This window comes from Mesorhizobium sp. BH1-1-4 (assembly GCF_020165665.1).
Classification (GTDB): domain Bacteria; phylum Pseudomonadota; class Alphaproteobacteria; order Rhizobiales; family Rhizobiaceae; genus Mesorhizobium.
Window position 1 is genome coordinate 1 of sequence record NZ_JAIUIN010000028.1, and the last position, 20,000, is coordinate 20,000.

16 protein-coding genes, 1 tRNA gene and 2 rRNA genes (1 of these 19 running past the window's edge) are annotated in these 20,000 nt (G+C 63.0%); 8 read left to right on the forward strand and 11 right to left on the reverse strand.

The annotated features are described in order from the left end of the window. A partial coding sequence (locus LB569_RS28480; protein ID WP_224694956.1) for a M24 family metallopeptidase occupies positions 1-1,178 on the reverse strand: 1,178 nt, incomplete at its 3' end. A gap of 375 nt (positions 1,179-1,553) precedes the next feature. On the opposite strand from LB569_RS28480, the gene LB569_RS28485 reads away from it, so the two are divergent. The 5 genes from LB569_RS28485 (at position 1,554) to LB569_RS28505 (ending at position 6,822) form a co-directional block, all read left to right on the forward strand. After that, positions 1,554-3,164, forward strand: coding sequence for an ABC transporter substrate-binding protein (locus LB569_RS28485; RefSeq protein ID WP_224694957.1), 1,611 nt, complete (start codon positions 1,554-1,556; stop codon positions 3,162-3,164). Positions 3,165-3,426: 262 nt separating this feature from the next. Then, positions 3,427-4,413 carry an ABC transporter permease gene (locus LB569_RS28490; protein WP_224541871.1) on the forward strand — a complete coding sequence of 329 codons (987 nt, stop codon included), beginning with the start codon at positions 3,427-3,429 and terminating at the stop codon, positions 4,411-4,413. After that, positions 4,410-5,240, forward strand: coding sequence for an ABC transporter permease (locus LB569_RS28495; protein WP_224694958.1), 831 nt, complete (start codon positions 4,410-4,412; stop codon positions 5,238-5,240). Before LB569_RS28490 ends, LB569_RS28495 begins: the two co-directional genes overlap by 4 nt. After that, entirely contained in the window at positions 5,237-6,049 is an 813-nt protein-coding gene (locus LB569_RS28500; protein ID WP_224694959.1) for an ABC transporter ATP-binding protein, read from the forward strand. Before LB569_RS28495 ends, LB569_RS28500 begins: the two co-directional genes overlap by 4 nt. Beyond that, positions 6,046-6,822 carry an ATP-binding cassette domain-containing protein gene (locus tag LB569_RS28505; RefSeq protein WP_224694960.1) on the forward strand — a complete coding sequence of 259 codons (777 nt, stop codon included), beginning with the start codon at positions 6,046-6,048 and terminating at the stop codon, positions 6,820-6,822. Before LB569_RS28500 ends, LB569_RS28505 begins: the two co-directional genes overlap by 4 nt. A gap of 37 nt (positions 6,823-6,859) precedes the next feature. Here LB569_RS28505 and LB569_RS28510 read toward each other — a convergent pair whose 3' ends face one another. The 4 genes from LB569_RS28510 to LB569_RS28525 all read right to left on the reverse strand — a co-directional run bounded on the left by LB569_RS28510 (position 6,860) and on the right by LB569_RS28525 (position 11,085). Further along, positions 6,860-7,615 (reverse strand): ATP-binding cassette domain-containing protein, encoded by a 756-nt coding sequence (locus tag LB569_RS28510; protein ID WP_224694961.1) that lies wholly within the window; start codon positions 7,613-7,615, stop codon positions 6,860-6,862. Then, positions 7,608-8,669, reverse strand: coding sequence for an ABC transporter permease subunit (locus LB569_RS28515; protein WP_224541863.1), 1,062 nt, complete (start codon positions 8,667-8,669; stop codon positions 7,608-7,610). Before LB569_RS28515 ends, LB569_RS28510 begins: the two co-directional genes overlap by 8 nt. A gap of 101 nt (positions 8,670-8,770) precedes the next feature. Further along, positions 8,771-9,748 (reverse strand): ABC transporter substrate-binding protein, encoded by a 978-nt coding sequence (locus LB569_RS28520; RefSeq protein ID WP_140710816.1) that lies wholly within the window; start codon positions 9,746-9,748, stop codon positions 8,771-8,773. Between the two features lie 431 nt (positions 9,749-10,179). Continuing rightward, complete coding sequence (locus tag LB569_RS28525) at positions 10,180-11,085, reverse strand: sugar-binding transcriptional regulator (protein WP_224694962.1); 906 nt, start codon at positions 11,083-11,085, stop codon at positions 10,180-10,182. 278 nt (positions 11,086-11,363) lie between these two features. Between LB569_RS28525 and LB569_RS28530 the strand changes: the two genes are divergently transcribed. Together LB569_RS28530 and LB569_RS28535 are read left to right on the forward strand one after the other, a co-directional pair. Then, positions 11,364-12,272, forward strand: coding sequence for a tagatose-bisphosphate aldolase (locus tag LB569_RS28530; RefSeq protein ID WP_224694963.1), 909 nt, complete (start codon positions 11,364-11,366; stop codon positions 12,270-12,272). Between the two features lie 29 nt (positions 12,273-12,301). Continuing rightward, on the forward strand, positions 12,302-13,735 hold the full coding sequence (locus LB569_RS28535) for an ROK family protein (RefSeq protein ID WP_224694964.1): 1,434 nt from the start codon (positions 12,302-12,304) through the stop codon (positions 13,733-13,735). 78 nt (positions 13,736-13,813) lie between these two features. Here LB569_RS28535 and LB569_RS28540 read toward each other — a convergent pair whose 3' ends face one another. Then, the gene (locus LB569_RS28540; protein ID WP_224694965.1) at positions 13,814-14,425 is read right to left on the reverse strand and encodes an NAD(P)-dependent oxidoreductase; all 612 of its coding nucleotides are present in this window, start codon (positions 14,423-14,425) and stop codon (positions 13,814-13,816) included. Between the two features lie 40 nt (positions 14,426-14,465). Beyond that, positions 14,466-15,104 carry a DsbA family protein gene (locus tag LB569_RS28545; protein ID WP_224541851.1) on the reverse strand — a complete coding sequence of 213 codons (639 nt, stop codon included), beginning with the start codon at positions 15,102-15,104 and terminating at the stop codon, positions 14,466-14,468. Between the two features lie 139 nt (positions 15,105-15,243). Here LB569_RS28545 and LB569_RS28550 point away from each other — a divergent pair, with 139 nt between their 5' ends. Beyond that, a complete protein-coding gene (locus tag LB569_RS28550; protein WP_140710804.1) occupies positions 15,244-16,161 on the forward strand; it encodes a LysR family transcriptional regulator in 918 nt (305 codons plus the stop codon). 132 nt (positions 16,162-16,293) lie between these two features. Here the strand turns inward: LB569_RS28550 and LB569_RS28555 are convergent, their stop codons facing one another. The 4 genes from LB569_RS28555 to LB569_RS28570 form a co-directional block, all read right to left on the reverse strand. Continuing rightward, positions 16,294-16,596, reverse strand: coding sequence for a hypothetical protein (locus LB569_RS28555; protein WP_224694966.1), 303 nt, complete (start codon positions 16,594-16,596; stop codon positions 16,294-16,296). Between the two features lie 358 nt (positions 16,597-16,954). Then, a tRNA-Met gene (locus LB569_RS28560) sits at positions 16,955-17,031 on the reverse strand. Between the two features lie 163 nt (positions 17,032-17,194). Then, positions 17,195-17,309: ribosomal RNA gene (rrf, locus tag LB569_RS28565) — 5S ribosomal RNA — on the reverse strand. A gap of 202 nt (positions 17,310-17,511) precedes the next feature. Next, positions 17,512-20,000 (reverse strand): 23S ribosomal RNA (locus tag LB569_RS28570) (it continues 321 nt past the right edge of the window).

Here is a 20,000-nt window from a genome sequence, read left to right on the forward strand (position 1 = left end):
CCCCTGTTCCAACCCCGCCCGCGATCGCCAAACATCACATACCCTGTCTCGGTCACCGCCAGCGTATCCTCCAGCTTGATGAAGCCGCGCGTCGGGTGAAGCATGGTGGTCTCCACCGACAGCACCATGTTTGTCTCCAGCGGTTTGGCCGCATAGGTGCCTTCATAGGTCACCGGATGGTTGGTCATCAGGAACGGCGCCTCATGCGTGATCAGGCCCATGCCGTGGGCGAAGAAATCCGTATAGGGCGCGACCTTGGACGTCTTCAGCACGCCCTCGGCGTGAGCGATCATGTCGCCGCCCAGCGTGCCCGCCTTCACCTTCGAGAAGGCGGCTTGCTGCACCGTCTCGACCTCGGCCAGCAGATCCTCCAGCTCGGCATCGGGTTCGCCCAGAATGCCCATCCGGCAGAGGTCGCCGATATAGCCGTGATAGTTGCCGCCGGAATCGATCGACAGCACCTCGCCCTTCTTCCAGGCCTGCGATGAGGTGGCGCGGTTGTGGCTGGAGCCCAGCGTCAGCAGGCAATATTCGAAATGCGCGCCGCGATTGGTCTCCTCGCGCCTGATCTGCTCGATCATCTCGGCCTTGGTGGTGCCTTCGCGCGCCCAGGCGATCGTCGCCAGCATGGAGTCCGTGATCAGTTCGGAGGCGGTGCGCAACTTCTCGAGCTCGGCATCGGTCTTGATGGCGCGCATGCGCTCCAGCATGTCGGTCGCATCGATCAGCTTGGCCTCCGGCAATGCCTTGCGGATCAGCGCATAGGCGTCCGACGGCAGGAAGCCGGGCTCGATACCGATGCGCGCTCCCTCCTTGCCGATCTTTCTGACATGCTCGACCGCGAGGTTGGCGGCATCGAGCGTGCCCCAGCAGGCGGCATGCAGCGTCGGCGTCCAGAACGGATGGTTCTGGTGCTCGCCGCCCTCCATGCGGTTGCCGATATAGGCCGCGTGGTCCGGTCCGCCCTTCTCGTAGACGACGATCGGCAAATAGCGGCTGTGGCCGATCGCATCCATGGCGGCGAAGAAGATGAACTTGTAGCCGCCCAGCAGGTATTGCGTGTTGTGCTTGGAGGTCGCGAGCAGCACGTCGATGCCCGCCTCCTCCATCAGCCGGTCGACCCTAGCCTGGTCGAACGGGATATTGCTGACGGCATTCTTGCCCGGCGCGATGTTCATCACTCTCTCCCTGAATTAGCCCGAGATCGATCCTCTTTCGCAGCGATCTGCTGGCCGCTATCAAATCTGCACCATTTTTCCCATTCTGGTCCAGCCAGAACCTTTGCGAGCACCACCTTCTGTCGGTCACCAAGTCGTCATTCGCACATATTTCCGTACATCTGGTCCGACCAGATAGCCGAATTGAATGGACTTGTGCTAAACTGGTCCAGCGGACGAAAATTTCAAAGCCAAGCAAGGATGCGCCAATTCCGTCTCTGGCGAAACCCTCGGCAAGGCTCATAATCCCCACCGCGGGGATGCCGATGCACGCACCGGCATTCGAGGGGTGTTGTCGCACCCGATCGGGCCGCGCGGAGAGGACGGAGTTCGATCATGTCAGGTTTCACCATTTCCAGACGCACCATGCTTACCGGCTCGGCAATGCTGCTGGCCTCCACGGCCATGCCGACATTGGGTTGGGCACAGACGCCAAAGAAGGGTGGGCGGCTCGTGCTTGCCGCCGATTCCGAGCCGCGCAATCTCAATCCGGCGATCGTCGCCTCCAACGGTGTTTTCTTCATCTCCAGCAAGATCGTCGAGACGCTGGCGGAAGCCTCCTTCGACGGCAAGGATGGGCTTGCGCCAAGGCTGGCGCTGAGTTGGGAAGGCGCTGCCGACGGACTGTCGGCGACGTTCAAGCTGCGCGATGGCGTCAAATGGCATGACGGCAAGCCGTTCACCTCGGCCGACGTCGCCTTCTCGGCGCTGCAGATCTGGAAGCCGCTGCAGAATCTCGGCCGCACCGTGTTCAAGGACCTCAGTGCGGTCGACACGCCAGACGATCTGACCGCCGTGTTCAAATTCGCCAAGCCGACGCCGTTCCAGTTGATCCGCAACGCGCTGCCGGCGCTATCGAGCGTGGTGCCCAAGCACATCTACGAGGTCGGCAAGATCGAGGACAACCCGGCCAACAACGCGCCGATCGGCACCGGGCCGTTCAAGTTCGGCGAGTACAAGGCCGGCCAGTATTACCGTCTGACCAAGAACACGGACTATTGGGGCAAGGACGAGCCCTATCTCGACGAGATCATCTATCACGTCCTGCCCGACCGCACATCGGCCGCCGCGGCGCTGGAAGCTGAGGAAATCCAGCTCGCGGCTTTCTCGGCCGTGCCGCTGGCCGACCTCGACCGCATCTCCAAGGTTCCCGGCCTGAAGGTCATCACCAAGGGCTATGAGGCCCTGACCTACCAGCTCGTCGTCGAGATCAACCATCGCCGCAAGGAACTGGCCGACGTGAAGGTCCGCCAGGCCATCGCCCATGCCATCGACAGGGACTTCGTCGTCAAGACGGTGTTCCTCGGCTACGCCGCCACCGCCACCGGTCCGGTGCCGAAGAACGATCCGCAATTCTACACCGCCGACGTGCCGACCTACGCCTTCGACGTCGCCAAGGCCAACGCGCTGCTCGACGAGGCCGGCTACAAGAAAGGCGCCGACGGCAACCGTTTCTCGCTGAAGCTCTTGCCGGCGCCCTATTTCAACGAGACAAAACAGTTCGGCGACTATCTGCGCCAGGCGCTCGCGGCCGTCGGCATCGACGCGCAACTGGTCAACAACGACTCGGCCGCGCACATCAAGGCTGTCTACACCGACCACGCCTTCGACCTCGCGGTCGGCCCGCCGGTGTTTCGCGGCGACCCCGCGATCTCGACCACCATCCTGGTGCAGAGCGGCATTCCTGATGGCGTGCCCTTCTCCAACCAGGGCGGCTACAAAAACCCTGCGCTCGACGCGCTGATCACCAAGGCCTCGGAAACGCTCGACACATCAGCGCGTACCGACCTCTACAAGGAGTTCCAGAGGCAAGTCGCGGCCGACCTGCCGCTGATCAACGTCGCCGAATGGAGTTTTATCAGCGTCGCCAGCGACAAGGTCGGCAACATCGCCAACAACCCGCGCTGGGCGGTTTCGAACTGGGCGGACACGTATTTAGCGGGGTGATCCCACACTTGCGGATCGAAGTTTGGGGTGCTCAGATTCGGAGAATGAGAGTTCCTTCGCGCCCCCCTCTGTCCTGCCGGACATCTCCCCCACAAGGGGGGAGATTGGCGGTTTCCGCGCCTCACACTTCCCTGCAACCTTGGAGATTGGCGAAAGCCGAGATGACAGCTGATCTCCCCCCAAGTGGGGGAGATGTCCGGCAGGACAGAGGGGGGCGCCGTAGAGCACGCCCTCAGAAGTTTACAAGCGGCGTCCCATCATCATGACCCGCGCCCTCACCCTCATCCGCCGCCGTCTCGTCGGCAGCATCTTCGTTCTCCTCATCGTCACTATCGGCACCTTCCTCTTGCTCGAAGCAGCCCCGGGCGACGCCGTCGACGCCTACATCGTCTCGACCGGCGGCGACGCCGGCATGATCGAGCTGTTGCGCCATCGCTGGGGCCTCGATCAGTCGGAGCTGACGCGACTCGCCAACTATCTTTGGGCGCTGCTGCATCTCGACCTCGGCCAGTCCGTCACTTTCTCCCGGCCGATCCGCGAGGTCATCTTGGAACGCCTGCCGACCACGCTCATCCTGATGGTCAGCGCCACCGCGCTCTCGTTCGGCCTCGGCTCGGCGCTCGGCATCTATGCCGGCGCAAGGCCCGGCAGCTTCCGCGACCGTTTTCTCTCCGTCGCCTCGCTGGCGCTCTACGCGGTGCCTGGCTTCTGGCTCGGCCTGGTGCTGATCGTGATCTTCGCAGTCGACCTGCGCTGGCTGCCGATCGGCGGCATCGAGACCCTCGCTTCCGACAAGACCGGTCTCGACCGTGCCGCCGACATCGCCATCCACCTGGTGCTGCCGGTTTCCGCGCTGGGCTTCATCTATCTGGCGCTCTATCTGCGCATGATGCGCGCCGGCATGGCCGAGGCCTGGCGCCAGGATTTTGTGCTGGCCGCCCGCGCCAGGGGGCTTTCGCGCCGCCGCATCGTGCTCGCTCATGTCGCCCGCAACGCACTATTGCCGCTGGTCACCATGCTTGGCCTGCAATCGGCGCAGATGCTGGGTGGCAGCGTCGTCATCGAGAGCGTCTTTGCCGTGCCCGGCCTCGGCCGGCTGGCGCAAGAAGCGGTGGCCGCACGCGACACGCCCTTGCTGCTTGGCATCATCCTCACCAGCGCTGTGCTCGTCATCCTCATCAACCTGCTTGTCGACATTGCCTATGCCTTCCTCGACCCGCGCGTCGGCGCCAGCGAGGCCGGCGCATGAGACGCCTGCATCGCTTTTTACGCACACCCGAGGCGGTTGCCGGCATCATCCTTCTGGCGATGCTGTTCGCCATGGCGCTGTCGGCATCTCTGTTGTTTCCCGGGGATCCGCAAGCCATCGCCGGCCCGGCGCTGCTGCCGCCCTTCCAAAACTGGTCGCTGCCGCTTGGCACCGACCGGCTCGGCCGCGACGTGCTGGCCGAACTGTTCCATGGCGCCCGCACCTCGCTGGCTGTCGGCCTCGCCGCCGCCGCCGCTGCCCTTGTCGTCGGCGCGGTCGTCGGCACGCTGGCCGGCTTTGCCGGCGGCCTCGTCGACGAAGTGCTGATGCGCATCACCGACGCGTTCCAGACCGTGCCCGGTTTCCTGCTGGCGCTGGCTTTCGTCAGCGTGGTCGGTCCTTCGCTCGGCGTCGTTGTGGTAGCGATCGCACTCAGCACCTGGACGGGGCCGGCACGCGTGGCGCGCGCGGAAGTCCTTTCCATCCGCGAACGCGACTATGTCGCCGGCGCCCGCGTCATCGGTATGCATCCGCTGGCGATTGCCTTTCGCGAAGTACTGCCGAATGCCTTGCCGCCAGTGCTGGCGCTGTCATCGGTGATCGTCGCCGCCGCGATCCTCACCGAAGCGGCCCTGTCCTTCCTGGGCCTCGGCGACCCCAACAGGGTCACCTGGGGCGGTATGATCGCCGAAGGCCGCACTGTCTTGCGCACCGCGCCCTTCCTGTCGATCGTCCCGGGTATTGCGCTGGTGCTGACGGTGCTCGGCGTCTATCTCGCCGGCGAAGGCATCGTCGAGACGACGGCCGTACGCAGGGGCCTGTCATGACCGCGCTGGCATCGATCCGCGATCTCTCGGTGACCTATCGCCGCGACGGCAGCGAGGTGGCGGCGCTGAAGAACATTACTTTCGATGTCCAGGCAGGCGAACGGCTGGCTATCATCGGCGAAAGCGGCTCCGGCAAGAGCACGTTGGCGTTGGCGATCGCGGGGCTGTCGCCAGCAAGTGTCAGGATCGAGGGGCACATCGATTGGTTCTTGCCGTCAACGTCGGGCGCCAAGGCGCCCCCCCTCCTCGGCCGCGACATCGGCTTCGTCTTCCAGGATCCCTCAGCCAGCCTCGATCCCGTGATCACCGTCGGCAAGCAGATCGCCGAAGTCGCGCACACGCATCTCGGCCTCACCTGGTCCCAGTCCTTCGCCAAGGCAAAGCAATTGCTCGAACGCGTCCGCTTGCCCGACCCTGACTCCGCCCTGCGGGCCTACCCGCACCAGCTTTCCGGCGGCCAGAAGCAGCGTGTGGCGATTGCCGCCGCGATTGCCGCCGGGCCGAAACTGCTGATCGCCGACGAGGCGACCAGCGCTCTCGACACCATCGTACAGGCCGAGATCGTCGCGCTGATCCGGCGACTGGTGGCCGAAGACGGCATGACGCTGCTGTTCATCAGCCATGACATCGCGCTCGCCGCCGAACTCGCCGAGCGCATCGCCGTCTTCCGCCATGGCCAGTTGGTTGAGCTTGGCGCGACGGCGCGGATCATCAATGCCCCGACCCAGACCTATACACGCACCCTGCTCGACGCCCATATCGGTCTTGATGCCGAACCGCTTCTGAACCGGGGTGGGACGCGCGGATGAGCCTGCTCACAGTGTCCGGTCTCACCAAACGCTATAGCCGCGGCGGCAAGACCCTCACCGCGGCGGACGATGTCTCCTTTCATGTCGAGCCCGGGGAAACGCTGGCGCTGGCCGGGCCGTCAGGGAGCGGCAAGTCGACGATCGCACGGCTGGTGCTGCGACTGATCGAGCCGGATGGGGGACGCATCGACTTCGAGGGCGATGATTTCCTGGCTCTGGGCGGCTCGGCACTTCGAACCCGTCGCGCGCGCCTGCAAATGGTGTTCCAGGATCCGCTGGCCGCCTTCAACCCACGCGCCACCATCGCGCGCGTCCTCGACGACCCGCTCCGCATCCATGGCATTGCCTCCCGCGCCGAGCGCCCGCGACGCATCGCTGCCTTGCTGGAGCGCGTCGGCCTGGCGCCCGACCTCGCGCCACGTGCCATCCATGAAATCTCCGGCGGCCAGCGCCAGCGCGTGGCCATCGCCCGCGCCATCGCCACCAAGCCGTCGCTGATCGTGCTCGACGAAGCGGTGTCGGCGCTCGATGTCTCGGTGCGCGGCCAAATCCTCGACCTCCTGCTCGACCTGCAGCGCGAGCAACGGATCGCCTACCTCTTCATTTCACATGATCTTGGCGTCGTGCGCGCGATCGCCCACCGCGTCATCCTCCTCGATGCCGGACGGATTGCCGAGAGCGGCGATGCCCGAGCCGTCATCGACACGCCGCGATCGGCCGTCGGCAAGGCGCTGGTGGCGGCGGCACCGCGATTGAACAGAAACAGACCATGACCCGGTCTTGGAACAAGACCACGCTGAGAAAACCCGCCTATCCCCCGACCATCAGCTTGACGACCTCATCATGATTGGTCTCGGAGATCTTGCGCTCGCCGGCCTGGACGCCGCGCCGCAGCACGACGATGCGGTCCGAGACAGCGAAGATGTCCTGCAGATTGTGCGAGATGAAGATCACGCCTCGCCCTTGCGCCTTGAGCTGGTGGATCAGCGAAATGACCTTGCGCTGTTCCGGCACGCCGAGCGCGGCGGTCGGTTCGTCCATGATCAGGATCTGCGCATCCCAATAGACGGCGCGGCCGATGGCAACGGCCTGGCGCTGGCCGCCGGAGAAGTTGCTGACCGGGGCGTTCATGCGGCTGACGTGGAAGTCCAGCCGCTTCATCGTCTCCCTGGCAGCGTCGGCCATCGCCTTGCGGTCGAGCACCGGCAGGAAGCCGAACGCCTTGCGCATCGGTTCGCGGCCAAGGAAGATGTTGGCGCCGATCGACAGATTGTCGGCCAGAGCCAGATCCTGATAGATCGTCTCGATGCCTTTTTCGCGCGCCTCCTGCGGCGTCGCGAACGCCACCGGCTGGCCCCTGAGCAGGATTTCGCCACCCGTGGGCTGGAACACGCCCGAGATCGCCTTGATCAGCGTCGACTTGCCGGCGCCGTTGTCGCCGGCAAGCGCCACCACTTCGCCCGGCCGCACGGCCATGGAGAAATCGCTGAGCGCACGCACGGCGCCAAAGTGCTTGGACAGGTTGCGGACTTCGAGCAAGGCGGTGTTCTGGTCGATGCTATTCATCCTGGCGGCCTCCACTGAACCGGCGCTGCGCCTGGTCTATGAGCACGGAAATGATGATGACGACGCCGACGGCGATGAACTGCCAGAACGGCTCGACATTGACGAAGACCAGCCCGTACTGGATGACCGCGATCACCAGCGCCCCGGCAACCGTGCCGAAGATGGTGCCGGAGCCGCCGAACAGGCTGGCGCCGCCGATCACGACAGCCGCGACGCTGTCGAGCAGCAGCGGTTCGCCGGCTTGCGCCGCACCGGCCGTGAAGCGCGCGGCATAGAGCGCACCGCCAAGGCCCGCGCACATCGCCGACAGCACATAGAGGCGCAGGATATGGCCCCTGATGTCGATACCGGACCGGCGCGCCGCCTGCACATTGGCGCCGATGGCGTAATTGTGCTGGCCGAAACGCGTCTGGCTGAGCAGATAGTGCATGACGATGACGAAGACGGCGGTGATCAGCACCAGATAGGGAATGCCTTGGAATTTGCCGTTGCCGAGCAGCGCGAACCAGGAATTCTGCACCGGCACCGTCGTGCCGCCGGCAAGCAGGAAGGCAGCGCCGCGCGCCACGCCGAACATGCCGAGCGTACCGATGAAGGGTGGCACCTTGAGACGTGATATCAGCAGGCCGTTGATGATGCCGGGCACGCCGGCGACGATCACCGCCGCCAGAATGCCGGCCAGCATGGCAAGCGGCAACGGAATGGCCGCACCCGCCATGTTGGTCGCATGCGCGGCGATGACGGCGGCCAGGCCCATGATGAAGCCCAGCGACAGGTCGATACCGCCTGAAATGATGACGAAGGTCTGCCCGGTCGCCAGCAGCAGCGGCGCCACGGCAAAGATCGCGATGGACTGCAGGTTGAACGGATTGAGCACGAAGGTGGCGCCGAAGGCGACCCTCGACCAGATCTCGAAGCAGATGAGAAGACCGGCAAGGAACAGCCAGGCGCGCCCTTCGGCAATGCGTGCGATCAGGCCCTTGGCCGGATCGCCATGATCCGCCTGAGGAGCGACATGCTGCTCGGCCGGCTTTGCTAGGGATGTCGAGGTCATGGATACTCCGCGGCGCGGCTCGTTCGAACAAGGCCCCGATCAGCCGGGACCCGGCGCAGGCCTCCTCCCGGCTGACCGGGAGGAGCCAAGCTCGTCTGGACCTACTCGGAGTAGAGATACTTCGAGATGTTCGGATCCGCGACGTTGGACTTGTTCATGATCGTGAAGCCGGTGCCGATCGTGACCGGGATTGAGTGGCCGGTCAGGTGGGCATAGGCCGAAACGACGCCGTAATAGCCGATCTCGGCCGGATGCTGGGCGATTGCCACGTCCACGAGACCGGTATTGATGTTGTCGACGATGCTGGTCGGCGCATCGAAGGCAACCACCTTGACCGTGCCGGTCTGCCCGGCCTGCTTGACGCCGTTGGCGGCACCGAGCGCCGAGAACAGATTGGCGCCGAACACGCCGACCAGGTCGGGATTGCGCGCGAAGACAGCCTGCAGCTGCGAGGCCGCCTTGTTGGCGTCGTCATCGTTGAACTGGGTTTCCAGAACGGTGATGCCCGTATGCTTGGCCATCTCCTTCTTGAAGCCCTCCTCGCGCTGGTCGGTGGTCGAAATGCCGGGCTTGACGTTCGACACATAGACCTTGCCCTTGTCGCCAATGGCGGTGGCCAGAGCGCGCGCCGCGATCTCGCCGCCCAGCACATTGTCCGAGGCAATGTAGGCCAGCGGGAAATCGGCATCGCCGGCGCCTGTCTGATAGACGCCGCTGCCGATGAACGTATCGACTGTGATGACCGGAATGCCGGCGTCATTGGCCTTGCGCAGAGGCTCGACCAGCTGAACCTTGTCCGTCGGCGCGATCAGGATCGCGTCCGGTTTCTTGGCGATGACCGCGTCGAGAACCGGCACCTGTGTGACAGGGTTGAAGTCCGGGGCGCCCTGGAAAACCAAGGTCACGCCGAGCGCATCGGCTGCCGCCTGGGCGCCCTTGCGCATGGTGATATAGAAGCCGTCGGTGGTGAGGCCCGGAATGAGCGCGATGGTGTATTTCTTGTCCTGCGCCTGCGCGGGCGCCATCAGCACCGTGGCGCTGACGGCAAGCGCCGCGAGCCCGGCTACGATCTTCTTCATGACATCCTCCTCATTGTTGGCAATTCTGCCGTTGCAAGTGACATTGGATGGCCGTCATCCGCTCACGCGATGCCGACGGCCGGGAACGCCTGTTTGCTTTCGCGGGCAGCTCCTCCCAAGCGCCCTCCAGTCTAAATCTCAGCCGGTCCAGCTGGCCGGCACAATAGCCGTGGTCGCTTTCCTCGCCTCCGCGAGGTGAGAGAACCACCGCGCCCGAGATGCCTGCGCACCGGGTTCGCAGTTTGTAACACTTTGCAGAAATAAATTGCAACTCGGTTTTTCCGAGACCGCAACACCGGCTTTTCCAGACGGCATTCGACTGCTCCTTGGAGTCCCGGCGAACTATCGTCCCGACGCCCCGGCGACACAATCGATTTCGCAACGGCTTCTCTGCGCGTCACCAGTGCGGCCTCGGTCCGGCCTACCTGCCGCTATCGCGTTGCAAGGGCCGCGAGGATGGCCTGCGCCGTCTTTGTGTCCGTCACCAGCGTGTTGATGAGCCCGGCCCGGACGGCGCCGATGATTGCCGTCGCCTTTTCCGGCGAGGCGGCGACGCCGATCACCAGCGGCACGGCGCGAAGCTGCGCCGGCGACATGGCGATCATCCGGCTCTCCCCTTCCCAGGCGATCAGGGCGCCCTCCGCGTCGAAGTAATGACGAAGCACGTCGCCGGCCGCGTGAACAAGCGCCTGCTCGCTTGGCGTGGCGGCACTCGCCTCGGGCGCGTTGATGGCATGCGGCAGGCCGATGCCGACGATCGCCACATCGGTTCTCTCCCAAAGCGCGACGGCATCGCGGATGGCAGCGTCGCGCAGGAACACCTCGCGCAGCTCACTCGATGGCAGATACGGAGCGTGGATGAAGTGCGGCGTGCCACCGAACTCCTCCGCGGCAAGCCGCACGAATTCATTGACCTGAAAATGCGCCGCATGCTGCTGCATGCCGCCGGTCGCGGCCACCGTCAGCACCCCCGGCATGCGCGGCAGGCCGGATCGAATGACCTCGCGCACGGCGCGCCCCCAGCCGATGGCGACCACGGAGCCGGCCACCAGTTGCGCCTGCCTGAGCAAAGCGCCAAGCGGCGCTGAGAGCGCCGTCAGCGCGCCCGCCGCCGGCGTCTCGACAACCGCGGCATCACGCAATTTCAGCCCGTCGACCAATTGCCTGGTAATGTCCTCCGGCGTCGCCAGGTCGATGACCTCGATGCGCACGATGCCCTCGGCCCGCGCCCGCTGCAGCAAACGCGAAATCGTCGCGGTGGAGACGCCGAGCTGCCGCGCAATGTCGACCTGCGACATCTCCTCCAGATAATGCAGCTTGGCAACCGTGTGCAGCATCGTGCGCGATGCGGTCGCGTCCTGGACGGAGGGAACAGACAGCTTGCAATTCCTTTCAGCAACGTGTTACACACGTATACGCCGATGGGAGTTATCGCGCAAATCCGGCGAACTCGCAACTTGAGGGCCACACCAGGCCACGCGCCGGCAAGGCTGCCTGTCCAGGCAGCCGGCGATGCATCAAGGCGGCAAAATCTTCCTGCCGGCAGGCAGGCAACCGACCATTGTTTCCACGGGATCAGCGCCTCGGCGAGAGCGCCAACATCGGACAGAAGACCATGACCAAGATGACCACCGCGGAACTGCGCGGGTACCAGCAGATATGCGGCAAGGATGGGGCCATGGTGGCCATCGCCTGCGACCAGCGCGGCGGCATGCGCACCTTGCTGGCGTCGGACCCCGCGGAACAGGCCCTGATCACCAACGACATGCTCGGCGACACCAAGGCCGACATCACGCGCTACCTCGCCAGCGCGGCGTCCTGCGTGTTGCTCGACCCGCTCTGCGCGGTGCCGAGGGTGGTCGACGAGGGCGTGCTGAACCGGGATACCGCGCTCCTCATCGGCCTCGACGCCTCCGGCTTCGACGTTTCGCCGGAAGGCTACCGCCTGTCGCGGCTGGTTCCCGGCATCGATGCGCGACGCGTGCGCGAACTCGGCGGCACGGGCGGCAAGATCATGGTCTATCTCAGGGCCGACAAGCCGCAAGCCAACGAGCACAACATCGCCATCCTGCGCCAATGCATCACCGACTTCGGCAAAGAGGATCTGCTGCTCGTCGTCGAATTCCTGACCTATCAGCTTGAAGGGGAAAGCCCGCAGGATTACGCGGCCAAGACGCCTTGGCTGGTCGAGGAAGGTACCAGGATTTCGCTGGAATGCGGCGCCAAGGTGCTGAAGCTTCCCTACCCCGGAACGCCGGAAGCCTGTGCCAACATCACAGAAATGGCCGGCGAGGTGCCATGGGCGGTGCTTTCGGCCGGCGTCAACCACGCCACCTTCCTCGGCCAGGTCGAGATCGCCATGCAAAATGGCGCCTCCGGTGTGATCGCCGGCCGTTCCCTGTGGAAGGATTGCATCTCGCTCGACCGTGACATTCAGCGCGAAAGGCTTAAGACCATCGCGGTGCCGCGATTGCGCGAGATCCAGGCGGTGATCGGGCACTATCGGCAGAAGGCCGCCGCCTGATATCCGCGTTGGGGCACGTGCAGGACGTCATGCCACAAAAGTCGATGGCCATAGGGATCGATATCGGCGGCACCAATTTGCGTGCCGCCCGCATCTCCGGCACGGGAGAGATCCTCAAGCGCCTCAGCGAGAAGAGCGCGCCTGACCCGGAACTGGTGCTTGGCCGCATCGCCGACATGGTGCGCCTTCTCGACACACCTGACGTGGCAGCCATCGGCGTTGGCGTTCCCGGCCGCGTCGACACGCGGCGCGGCGCGGTCCTGTCGGGGGGCTATGTCAACCTTGCCTCGGTTGCGCTGGCGCGGCGCCTGGAAGACATGGCCGGCAAGCCTGTCATCCTCGACAATGACTGCAACATGGCGCTGGCCGCCGAGATGGCCCTGGGCGCCGGCCAAGGCCACGACAACATCGCCATGTTCACCATCGGCACCGGCATCGGCGGCGCCGTCGTCCAGAACCGGCGGATCATGCGTGGCCGGGCGACGGCCGGGCAACTTGGCCATATCACTGTCGACGTCAATGGCGAGCTCTGCGCCTGCGGGCGGCGTGGCTGCGTCGAAACCACCAGTTCCGGCACGGCGCTCGGCCGCCACATCGCGCGCGCCGGCTTTGGACCCGACGTTTCGGTCGATCAGCTCTTTGCCCGCGACGCGGCCGGCGACGTCAAGGCGCGCGGCATTCTGGAAGCCTGGGCAAGGCCGCTGCGCGCTGCGATCGATACCACCGTCGCCATGTTCGACCCCGACCTCGTCCTGCTTGGCGGCGGGCTTGGCCTGGCGGCACACAGGGCGCTCGGCCATGCGCCGGCGTTGGCGCCTTGGTACCAATGCCCGGTCGAGCCGGCTCGGCTCGGCGACGACGCCGGGGTGATCGGCGCCGGGCTGCAGGCGCTTTCGACGCTGGCATCGCTTTCAGGTCAGCCTGGCCGCGCCAGACGCGCCGTGCTCGTCAATGGCATCCCGGCCAGCGGCAAGAGCACCGTGTCGCGCGGCATCGCCGACCGCATGGGATGGCCGCTGCTCGCGCTCGACACGGTCAAGAATCCGTTCCTCGAAGTGCTCGGCGGCGCCGACCGTGAATTCAACCGCACGCTCGGCCGCGCCAGCTACCAGGCAATCTGGTCGCTCGTTGGCGACGCTCCGGCCGGCAGCACCTTCATCGTCGACGCGTGGTTCGGTTTCCAGCCGCGGCAGGTGCTCGAGGATCATCTGCGCAAGGCCGGTGTCGAACACACCGTGGAAATCTGGTGCCACGCGCCCGGTGAGGTTCTGGCCGAGCGCTACGGTGCCCGGCTCGGTCAGCGTCTCCCCGGTCATCCCGGCGCCGCCTACATCCCCGAGCTGATCGAATTGGCCAAGCGCGCCGAACCGCTGCGGCGTGGCCCGCTGTTCGATGTCGACACGACCAGACCGACCGACTTCGACGCCATCACCGCCTGGCTGAAGGCGCGGTTCCAGACATAACCGGCTCAGCCCGGCGGCGGTCGCTGCGCCGGCAGTCGAACCGGCGCCGACCGACAACCGCCGGCGCCGTTCCCTGCATCAATAGCCGACGGTGAAACGCTGCCGGATATGCGTCGGCTTCTCGATCTCGTCGACCATGACGATGGCATAGTCCTCGAAGGAAATGCTGCTGCCCTTGTCCGAGGCGAGAAGCGTGTCCTTGCCAAGTCGGAATTTGCCGGTGCGCTCGCCCGGAACGAACAGGGCCGACGGCGACAAGAACGTCCAGTCGAGATCCTCGACCGTCCTAAGCCTGTCCAGGAAGTCCGCGCCCTTCTGTGCTTCGGCCTTGTAGATCGCGGGGAATTCGGGCGTATCGACCAGGCGCTTGCCGGGCGCCACTTCGAGACTGCCCGCGCCACCCACGACGAGATAACGCTTCACGCCCGAGGCGCGCACCGCGGCGATCAGTGTGTCGGGGTCGCTGTCCAGGAAATGCACCGAGCTGATCACGACATCATGCCCGCGGATCAGGTCGGTGAGACCTTGCCTGTCGAGGACATCGCCCTTCCTGGCGGTCACGCCGGGCAGCGCCGCGATCTTTTCCGGACTGCGGGCGATGCCGGTGACCGTATGGCCACGGTCGGAGAGTTCCTTGAGCAGGCGCGAACCGACGGCGCCGGAGGCGCCTATGAGAGCAACTTTTGCCATGTCTTCTTCCATTTCCTGTTGGAGGGCCGATTGGTGGAGATCACGCCGCGGCGATATGGGCGACGAGATTGTCGAAGCTGCCGAACAGCGCGTTCGAACCGATGAGCCGGGGCGCTTCGTTGCGGATGACCGCCAGCGAGGGCACGCCATTGGCATGCAGGCGCTCGAACAGCGCGCGGCCGCGACCGACCAGCTCGCGGTGAGCCGTCAGCAAGGTTTCGGTCGGGTTCTTCAGGATCGCGGCGGCATCCATCATGCCAGTGTCGGCGAGCACGGCAACCACGCCCTCGACAGTTACGATATCGCGGCCGTCGACGTAGCGCGCACGTTGGATAGCCTTGAGCGCGGTCAACCGGCGGCTCGGGTCTTCCAGGCCCGCGGCGCTGATGCCGAGCGTGGCGGCATGGGAGTCCAGCAAGGTGCCGCGAACGTTGAGGACATTCCGCTGATAGGCCTGCGTGAAGGGTTGTCCGGTCAGGCGCCCGATGCGTTGATCATTCGCCCAGGCATGAGCGGCAAACCCTTCATCCATCGGACGCGCCCCGGCCCCGGAAAACAGGCCGGTCGGCAGCAATTCGACGCGCACGCCACTGGCCGCCAATTTGTCCAGCATCGGCGTGGCGCCGTAGCACCAGCCGCAGAGCGGATCGAAAAGGTAAGTCACGTCTGAAGTGCTCATGATTGCATGATGTCCTTGCCACGGCGAGACCGCGTCGTGACCGTCAAGTGTCTTGCTCCTATGTGGCAGAGGACGACCTTGCGATAAATACCCATCAATAGTACAAACTGTCTGATCCAATCAGACAAAAGCGATCATCTTGGCCGACCTGCTGAACCTCAACCGACTCGTCTATTTCACCACCGTGATGGAGACCGGCTCCTTCACGTCGGCGGCAGACCGGCTTGGCGTCGCCAAGGCGGTGGTCAGCCATCAGATTGGCAAGCTCGAGGAGGAATTGGGCGCGACACTCATGCGACGCACGACGCGACGTGTCGCGCCGACCGAGGAGGGGCGCCTCTTCTATGATCGTGCGATGATCATCCTGCGCGAAGCGGAGGCCGCCTATGGCGAGATTTCGCGAGCGGCCGTCGAACCGGCGGGAATGTTGAGACTGACAGCGCCACTCGACTACGGCACGAAGATCGTTGCACCGGTCATCGCCGCCTATCTCAAGACCTATCCGCATATGCGCATCGAAGCGATCTTCGATGATGCGATAAGCAACCTTGTCGACGAGCAGATCGACCTCGGCATTCGCGTCGGCTGGCTTGCCGATTCCTCCAACCAGGCGCGGCGCCTGGGCACGATACGGCAGATCGTGGTGGCAAGTCCCGCTTTCGCCGCAAGCCTGCCGCCGGGCGTGAGCCCGCGGCAGGCGCGATCGCTGGCCTGGGTCGGAAACGCCCAGCTTCGCGGCATCGGCCAATGGCTGTTTTCCAGGGATGGCGACAAGGTGCTGACCGAGCTCAACCCGGTCATGACATGCGACAAGAGCCCGGCCGCCCATGCCTGCGTGCTTGCCGGCATAGGCCTGGGCGTGTTTCCCGACTACGGCGTCAGCGACGATATCGCCGAGGGACGGCTGGTGCCGGTCTTCGCCGACTGGGCCTTGCCCACCGGCGGCATCCACGCCGTCTTTCCGCCGGCAAGGTTCCGGCCGGCCAAGGTGCGCGCCTTTGTGGATCTGCTCGCCGCCGCCGAGAGAAAGCGATCGCGCGGCGGCACCATGGCATGAAATAACCGTAGGCGGTGTTTCCGGGTCACCTTTCGGGATCGATGGCGATCTGTGAGGTTGCCGATCCTGTATTGGGATCGGAGATAGGCTTGTGTCTGGAGTTGAAAAAACACCACGCCCTGTCCCTAATGCCTAGCGCACGCTGAAGAAACCGCTTTCACGCGCTGCATCGAAGCATAACTTGCTTGGCCGAGGGCCTTTTTTAAGCGCGGCCTCGAAGGTGGCAAAGCCGCGATTGTAATCTTTTGAGCCTTGGTATTTGATAAATTTGCTCATAGAGCCAAATATGGCCGTAACAGGGCACGAACCAAAAGCCGCCATTATGTATCCGCCTTCATACGCGGCCGATTTGGCGTCAGCGTTTGCTGACATGGGAAAACTAATAGTCAGCGCTACTGCCGTAGTAACACTTAAAATAGTGGTTCCGATTCTCACTTTTTATCCCCCCACGTCGCCCTACAACTACTGCACATCCATTTAAGCTGCCGGTCAAGCTCTCTATTGGCGCAAAAGCACGTATCCACTCAGGCCAGCTATGACCAAACTCGCAATCATCCCGATCATGTCGCCCTGCCGGTGGTTGCCTTGGACTCGAGCGTAAGCTCTGAAATCGCCATGCGTCGAAGCCCTCAAAGGCTCCGATCATCCGTTCCTCACGGCCACGTGCGAAATGCGCTGCCGAAACAGCGCTTACAAATAACGGAGGCAGAAGGTCAGTAATGGCTTACGTCAAAGCGCTTCTGCCCCTCAAACGCAAAAACGCCCGCGGCATTAGCCACGGGCGTTTGAATATTGGTTGCGGGGACAGGATTTGAACCTGTGACCTTCAGGTTATGAGCCTGACGAGCTACCGGGCTGCTCCACCCCGCGTCAACCCTGCGGTCGCGTTTAGGCGACTGCGTATTCTTATCCACCAAATGAAAGGGCCGCTTACGCGGCCCGTGGTCCCTTGGCGGGCCTTGTTCGTGAAGAGAAGATTTCTCTCCATGCTGATCTTTTGAGATCGGATGTGAGACGAACGTGCGTTTAGCAGACCTGGCAGCGACCTACTCTCCCGCGTCTTGAGACGAAGTACCATCAGCGCTGGAGCGTTTCACGGCCGAGTTCGGAATGGGATCGGGTGCAGCCGCTCCGCCATAACCACCAGGTCGGCAAAACGCACGTTATTCGAGAAGCTGTTTTTTGTGCCTTGGCGACGTCTTGTGCAGGTTGCTTCGGGCAAAGCCCGCAAGCGCGACTGCGCGTCGCCGGTTTTCCGGCGCCCTCGCGGAGCATAGGCCCGTAAGGGCCGCTCATGCGTGAGCGCTGGCAAGACCATCTGACTTTGTCAGATGGGCATAAGGAATGAGAACGATCAAGCCGATCGAACTATTAGTACCGGTAAGCTTCAAGCGTTGCCGCTCTTCCACACCCGGCCTATCAACGTGGTCGTCTTCCACGGTTCTCAGGGAATACTCGTTTTAAGGTGGGTTTCCCGCTTAGATGCCTTCAGCGGTTATCCCGTCCGGATATAGCTACCCTGCTATGCGGCTGGCGCCACAACAGGTCCACCAGAGATCCGTCCATCCCGGTCCTCTCGTACTAGGGACAGATCCTTTCAATATTCCTACACCCACGGCAGATAGGGACCGAACTGTCTCACGACGTTCTGAACCCAACTCACGTACCGCTTTAAATGGCGAACAGCCATACCCTTGGGACCTGCTCCAGCCCCAGGATGCGATGAGTCGACATCGAGGTGCCAAACAACCCCGTCGATATGGACTCTTGGGGGTCATCAGCCTGTTATCCCCGGCGTACCTTTTATCCGTTGAGCGATGGCCCTTCCACGCGGGACCACCGGATCACTATGACCGACTTTCGTCTCTGCTCGACTTGTCAGTCTCGCAGTCAGGCAGGCTTATGCCATTGCACTCAGCGAACGATTTCCGACCGTTCTGAGCCCACCATCGCGCGCCTCCGTTACTCTTTAGGAGGCGACCGCCCCAGTCAAACTACCCACCATACATTGTCCCGGACCCGGATAACGGGCCGCGGTTAGACATCCATAGTAATAAGGGTGGTATTTCAAGGGTGGCTCCACCTGAGCTGGCGCCCAGGTTTCAAAGCCTACCACCTATCCTACACATGCCACTACGAATGCCAATGTAAAGCTATAGTAAAGGTGCACGGGGTCTTTCCGTCTAACCGCAGGAACCCCGCATCTTCACGGGGAATTCAATTTCACTGAGTCTATGCTGGAGACAGCGGGGAAGTCGTTACGCCATTCGTGCAGGTCGGAACTTACCCGACAAGGAATTTCGCTACCTTAGGACCGTTATAGTTACGGCCGCCGTTTACTGGGGCTTCGATTCAGAGCTTGCACCCCTCCTCTTAACCTTCCAGCACCGGGCAGGCGTCAGACCCTATACGTCGTCTTGCGACTTCGCAGAGCCCTGTGTTTTTGATAAACAGTCGCTACCCCCTGGTCTGTGCCACCCTCCTCTGCTTGCGCAGAAAAGGGTCACGCTTCTTCCGAAGTTACGCGTGCAATTTGCCGAGTTCCTTCAGCATAGTTCTCTCAAGCGCCTTGGTATACTCTACCAGACCACCAGTGTCGGTTTCGGGTACGGTTTATAAGGAGGAGCTATTTCCTGGAACCACGCAGCAGCCCGTTCAATCCGATAAGATTGGACTACCTCAATGATCCGTCACTACCTCCAAGCCCACGAATATTAACGTGGTTCCCATCGACTACGCGTTTCCGCCTCGTCTTAGGGGCCGGCTAACCCTGCTCAGATTAGCTTTAAGCAGGAACCCTTGGTCTTTCGGCGGGGGAGTCTCTCACTCCCCTTACGTTACTCATGTCAGCATTCGCACTTCTGATACCTCCACCACCCCTCACGGGTATGGCTTCATCAGCTTACAGAACGCTCCGCTACCGCTCGTATTGCTACGAACCCTAAGCTTCGGTGTATGGCTTTAGCCCCGTTACATTTTCGGCGCAAAGACCCTTATTTAGACCAGTGAGCTGTTACGCTTTCTTTAAATGATGGCTGCTTCTAAGCCAACATCCTGGTTGTTTTGGGATCCTCACATCCTTTCCCACTTAGCCATAACTTGGGGACCTTAGCTGTAGGTCAGGGTTGTTTCCCTTTTCACGACGGACGTTAGCACCCGCCGTGTGTCTGCCGACTAGTACTCCCAGGTATTCGGAGTTTGGTTAGGTTTGGTAATCCGGTGAGGACCCCTAGCCCATCCAGTGCTCTACCCCCTGGGGTATTCGGTCGACGCTCTACCTAAATAGATTTCGCGGAGAACCAGCTATTTCCGAGTTTGATTGGCCTTTCACCCCTAGCCACAAGTCATCCCGAACTATTGCAACAGTTATGGGTTCGGTCCTCCAGTAAGTGTTACCTTACCTTCAACCTGCTCATGGCTAGATCACTCGGTTTCGGGTCTAATGCGACGAACTGAACGCCCTGTTCAGACTCGCTTTCGCTGCGCCTACACCTAGCGGTTTAAGCTTGCTCGTCACACTAAGTCGCTGACCCATTATACAAAAGGTACGTGGTCACCCTTGCGGGCTCCCACTGTTTGTAGGCAATCGGTTTCAGGTACTCTTTCACTCCCCTTGTCGGGGTGCTTTTCACCTTTCCCTCACGGTACTAGTTCGCTATCGGTCATGCACGAGTACTTAGGCTTGGAGGGTGGTCCCCCCAATTTCAGACAGGATTTCACGTGTCCCGCCTTACTCGAGGACGATTGATTGCATTACGCGTACGGGGCTGTCACCCACTATGGCCCTACTTTCCAGAAGGTTCCGCTTGTCTCTCAATCGCCACTGGCCTGGTCCGGGT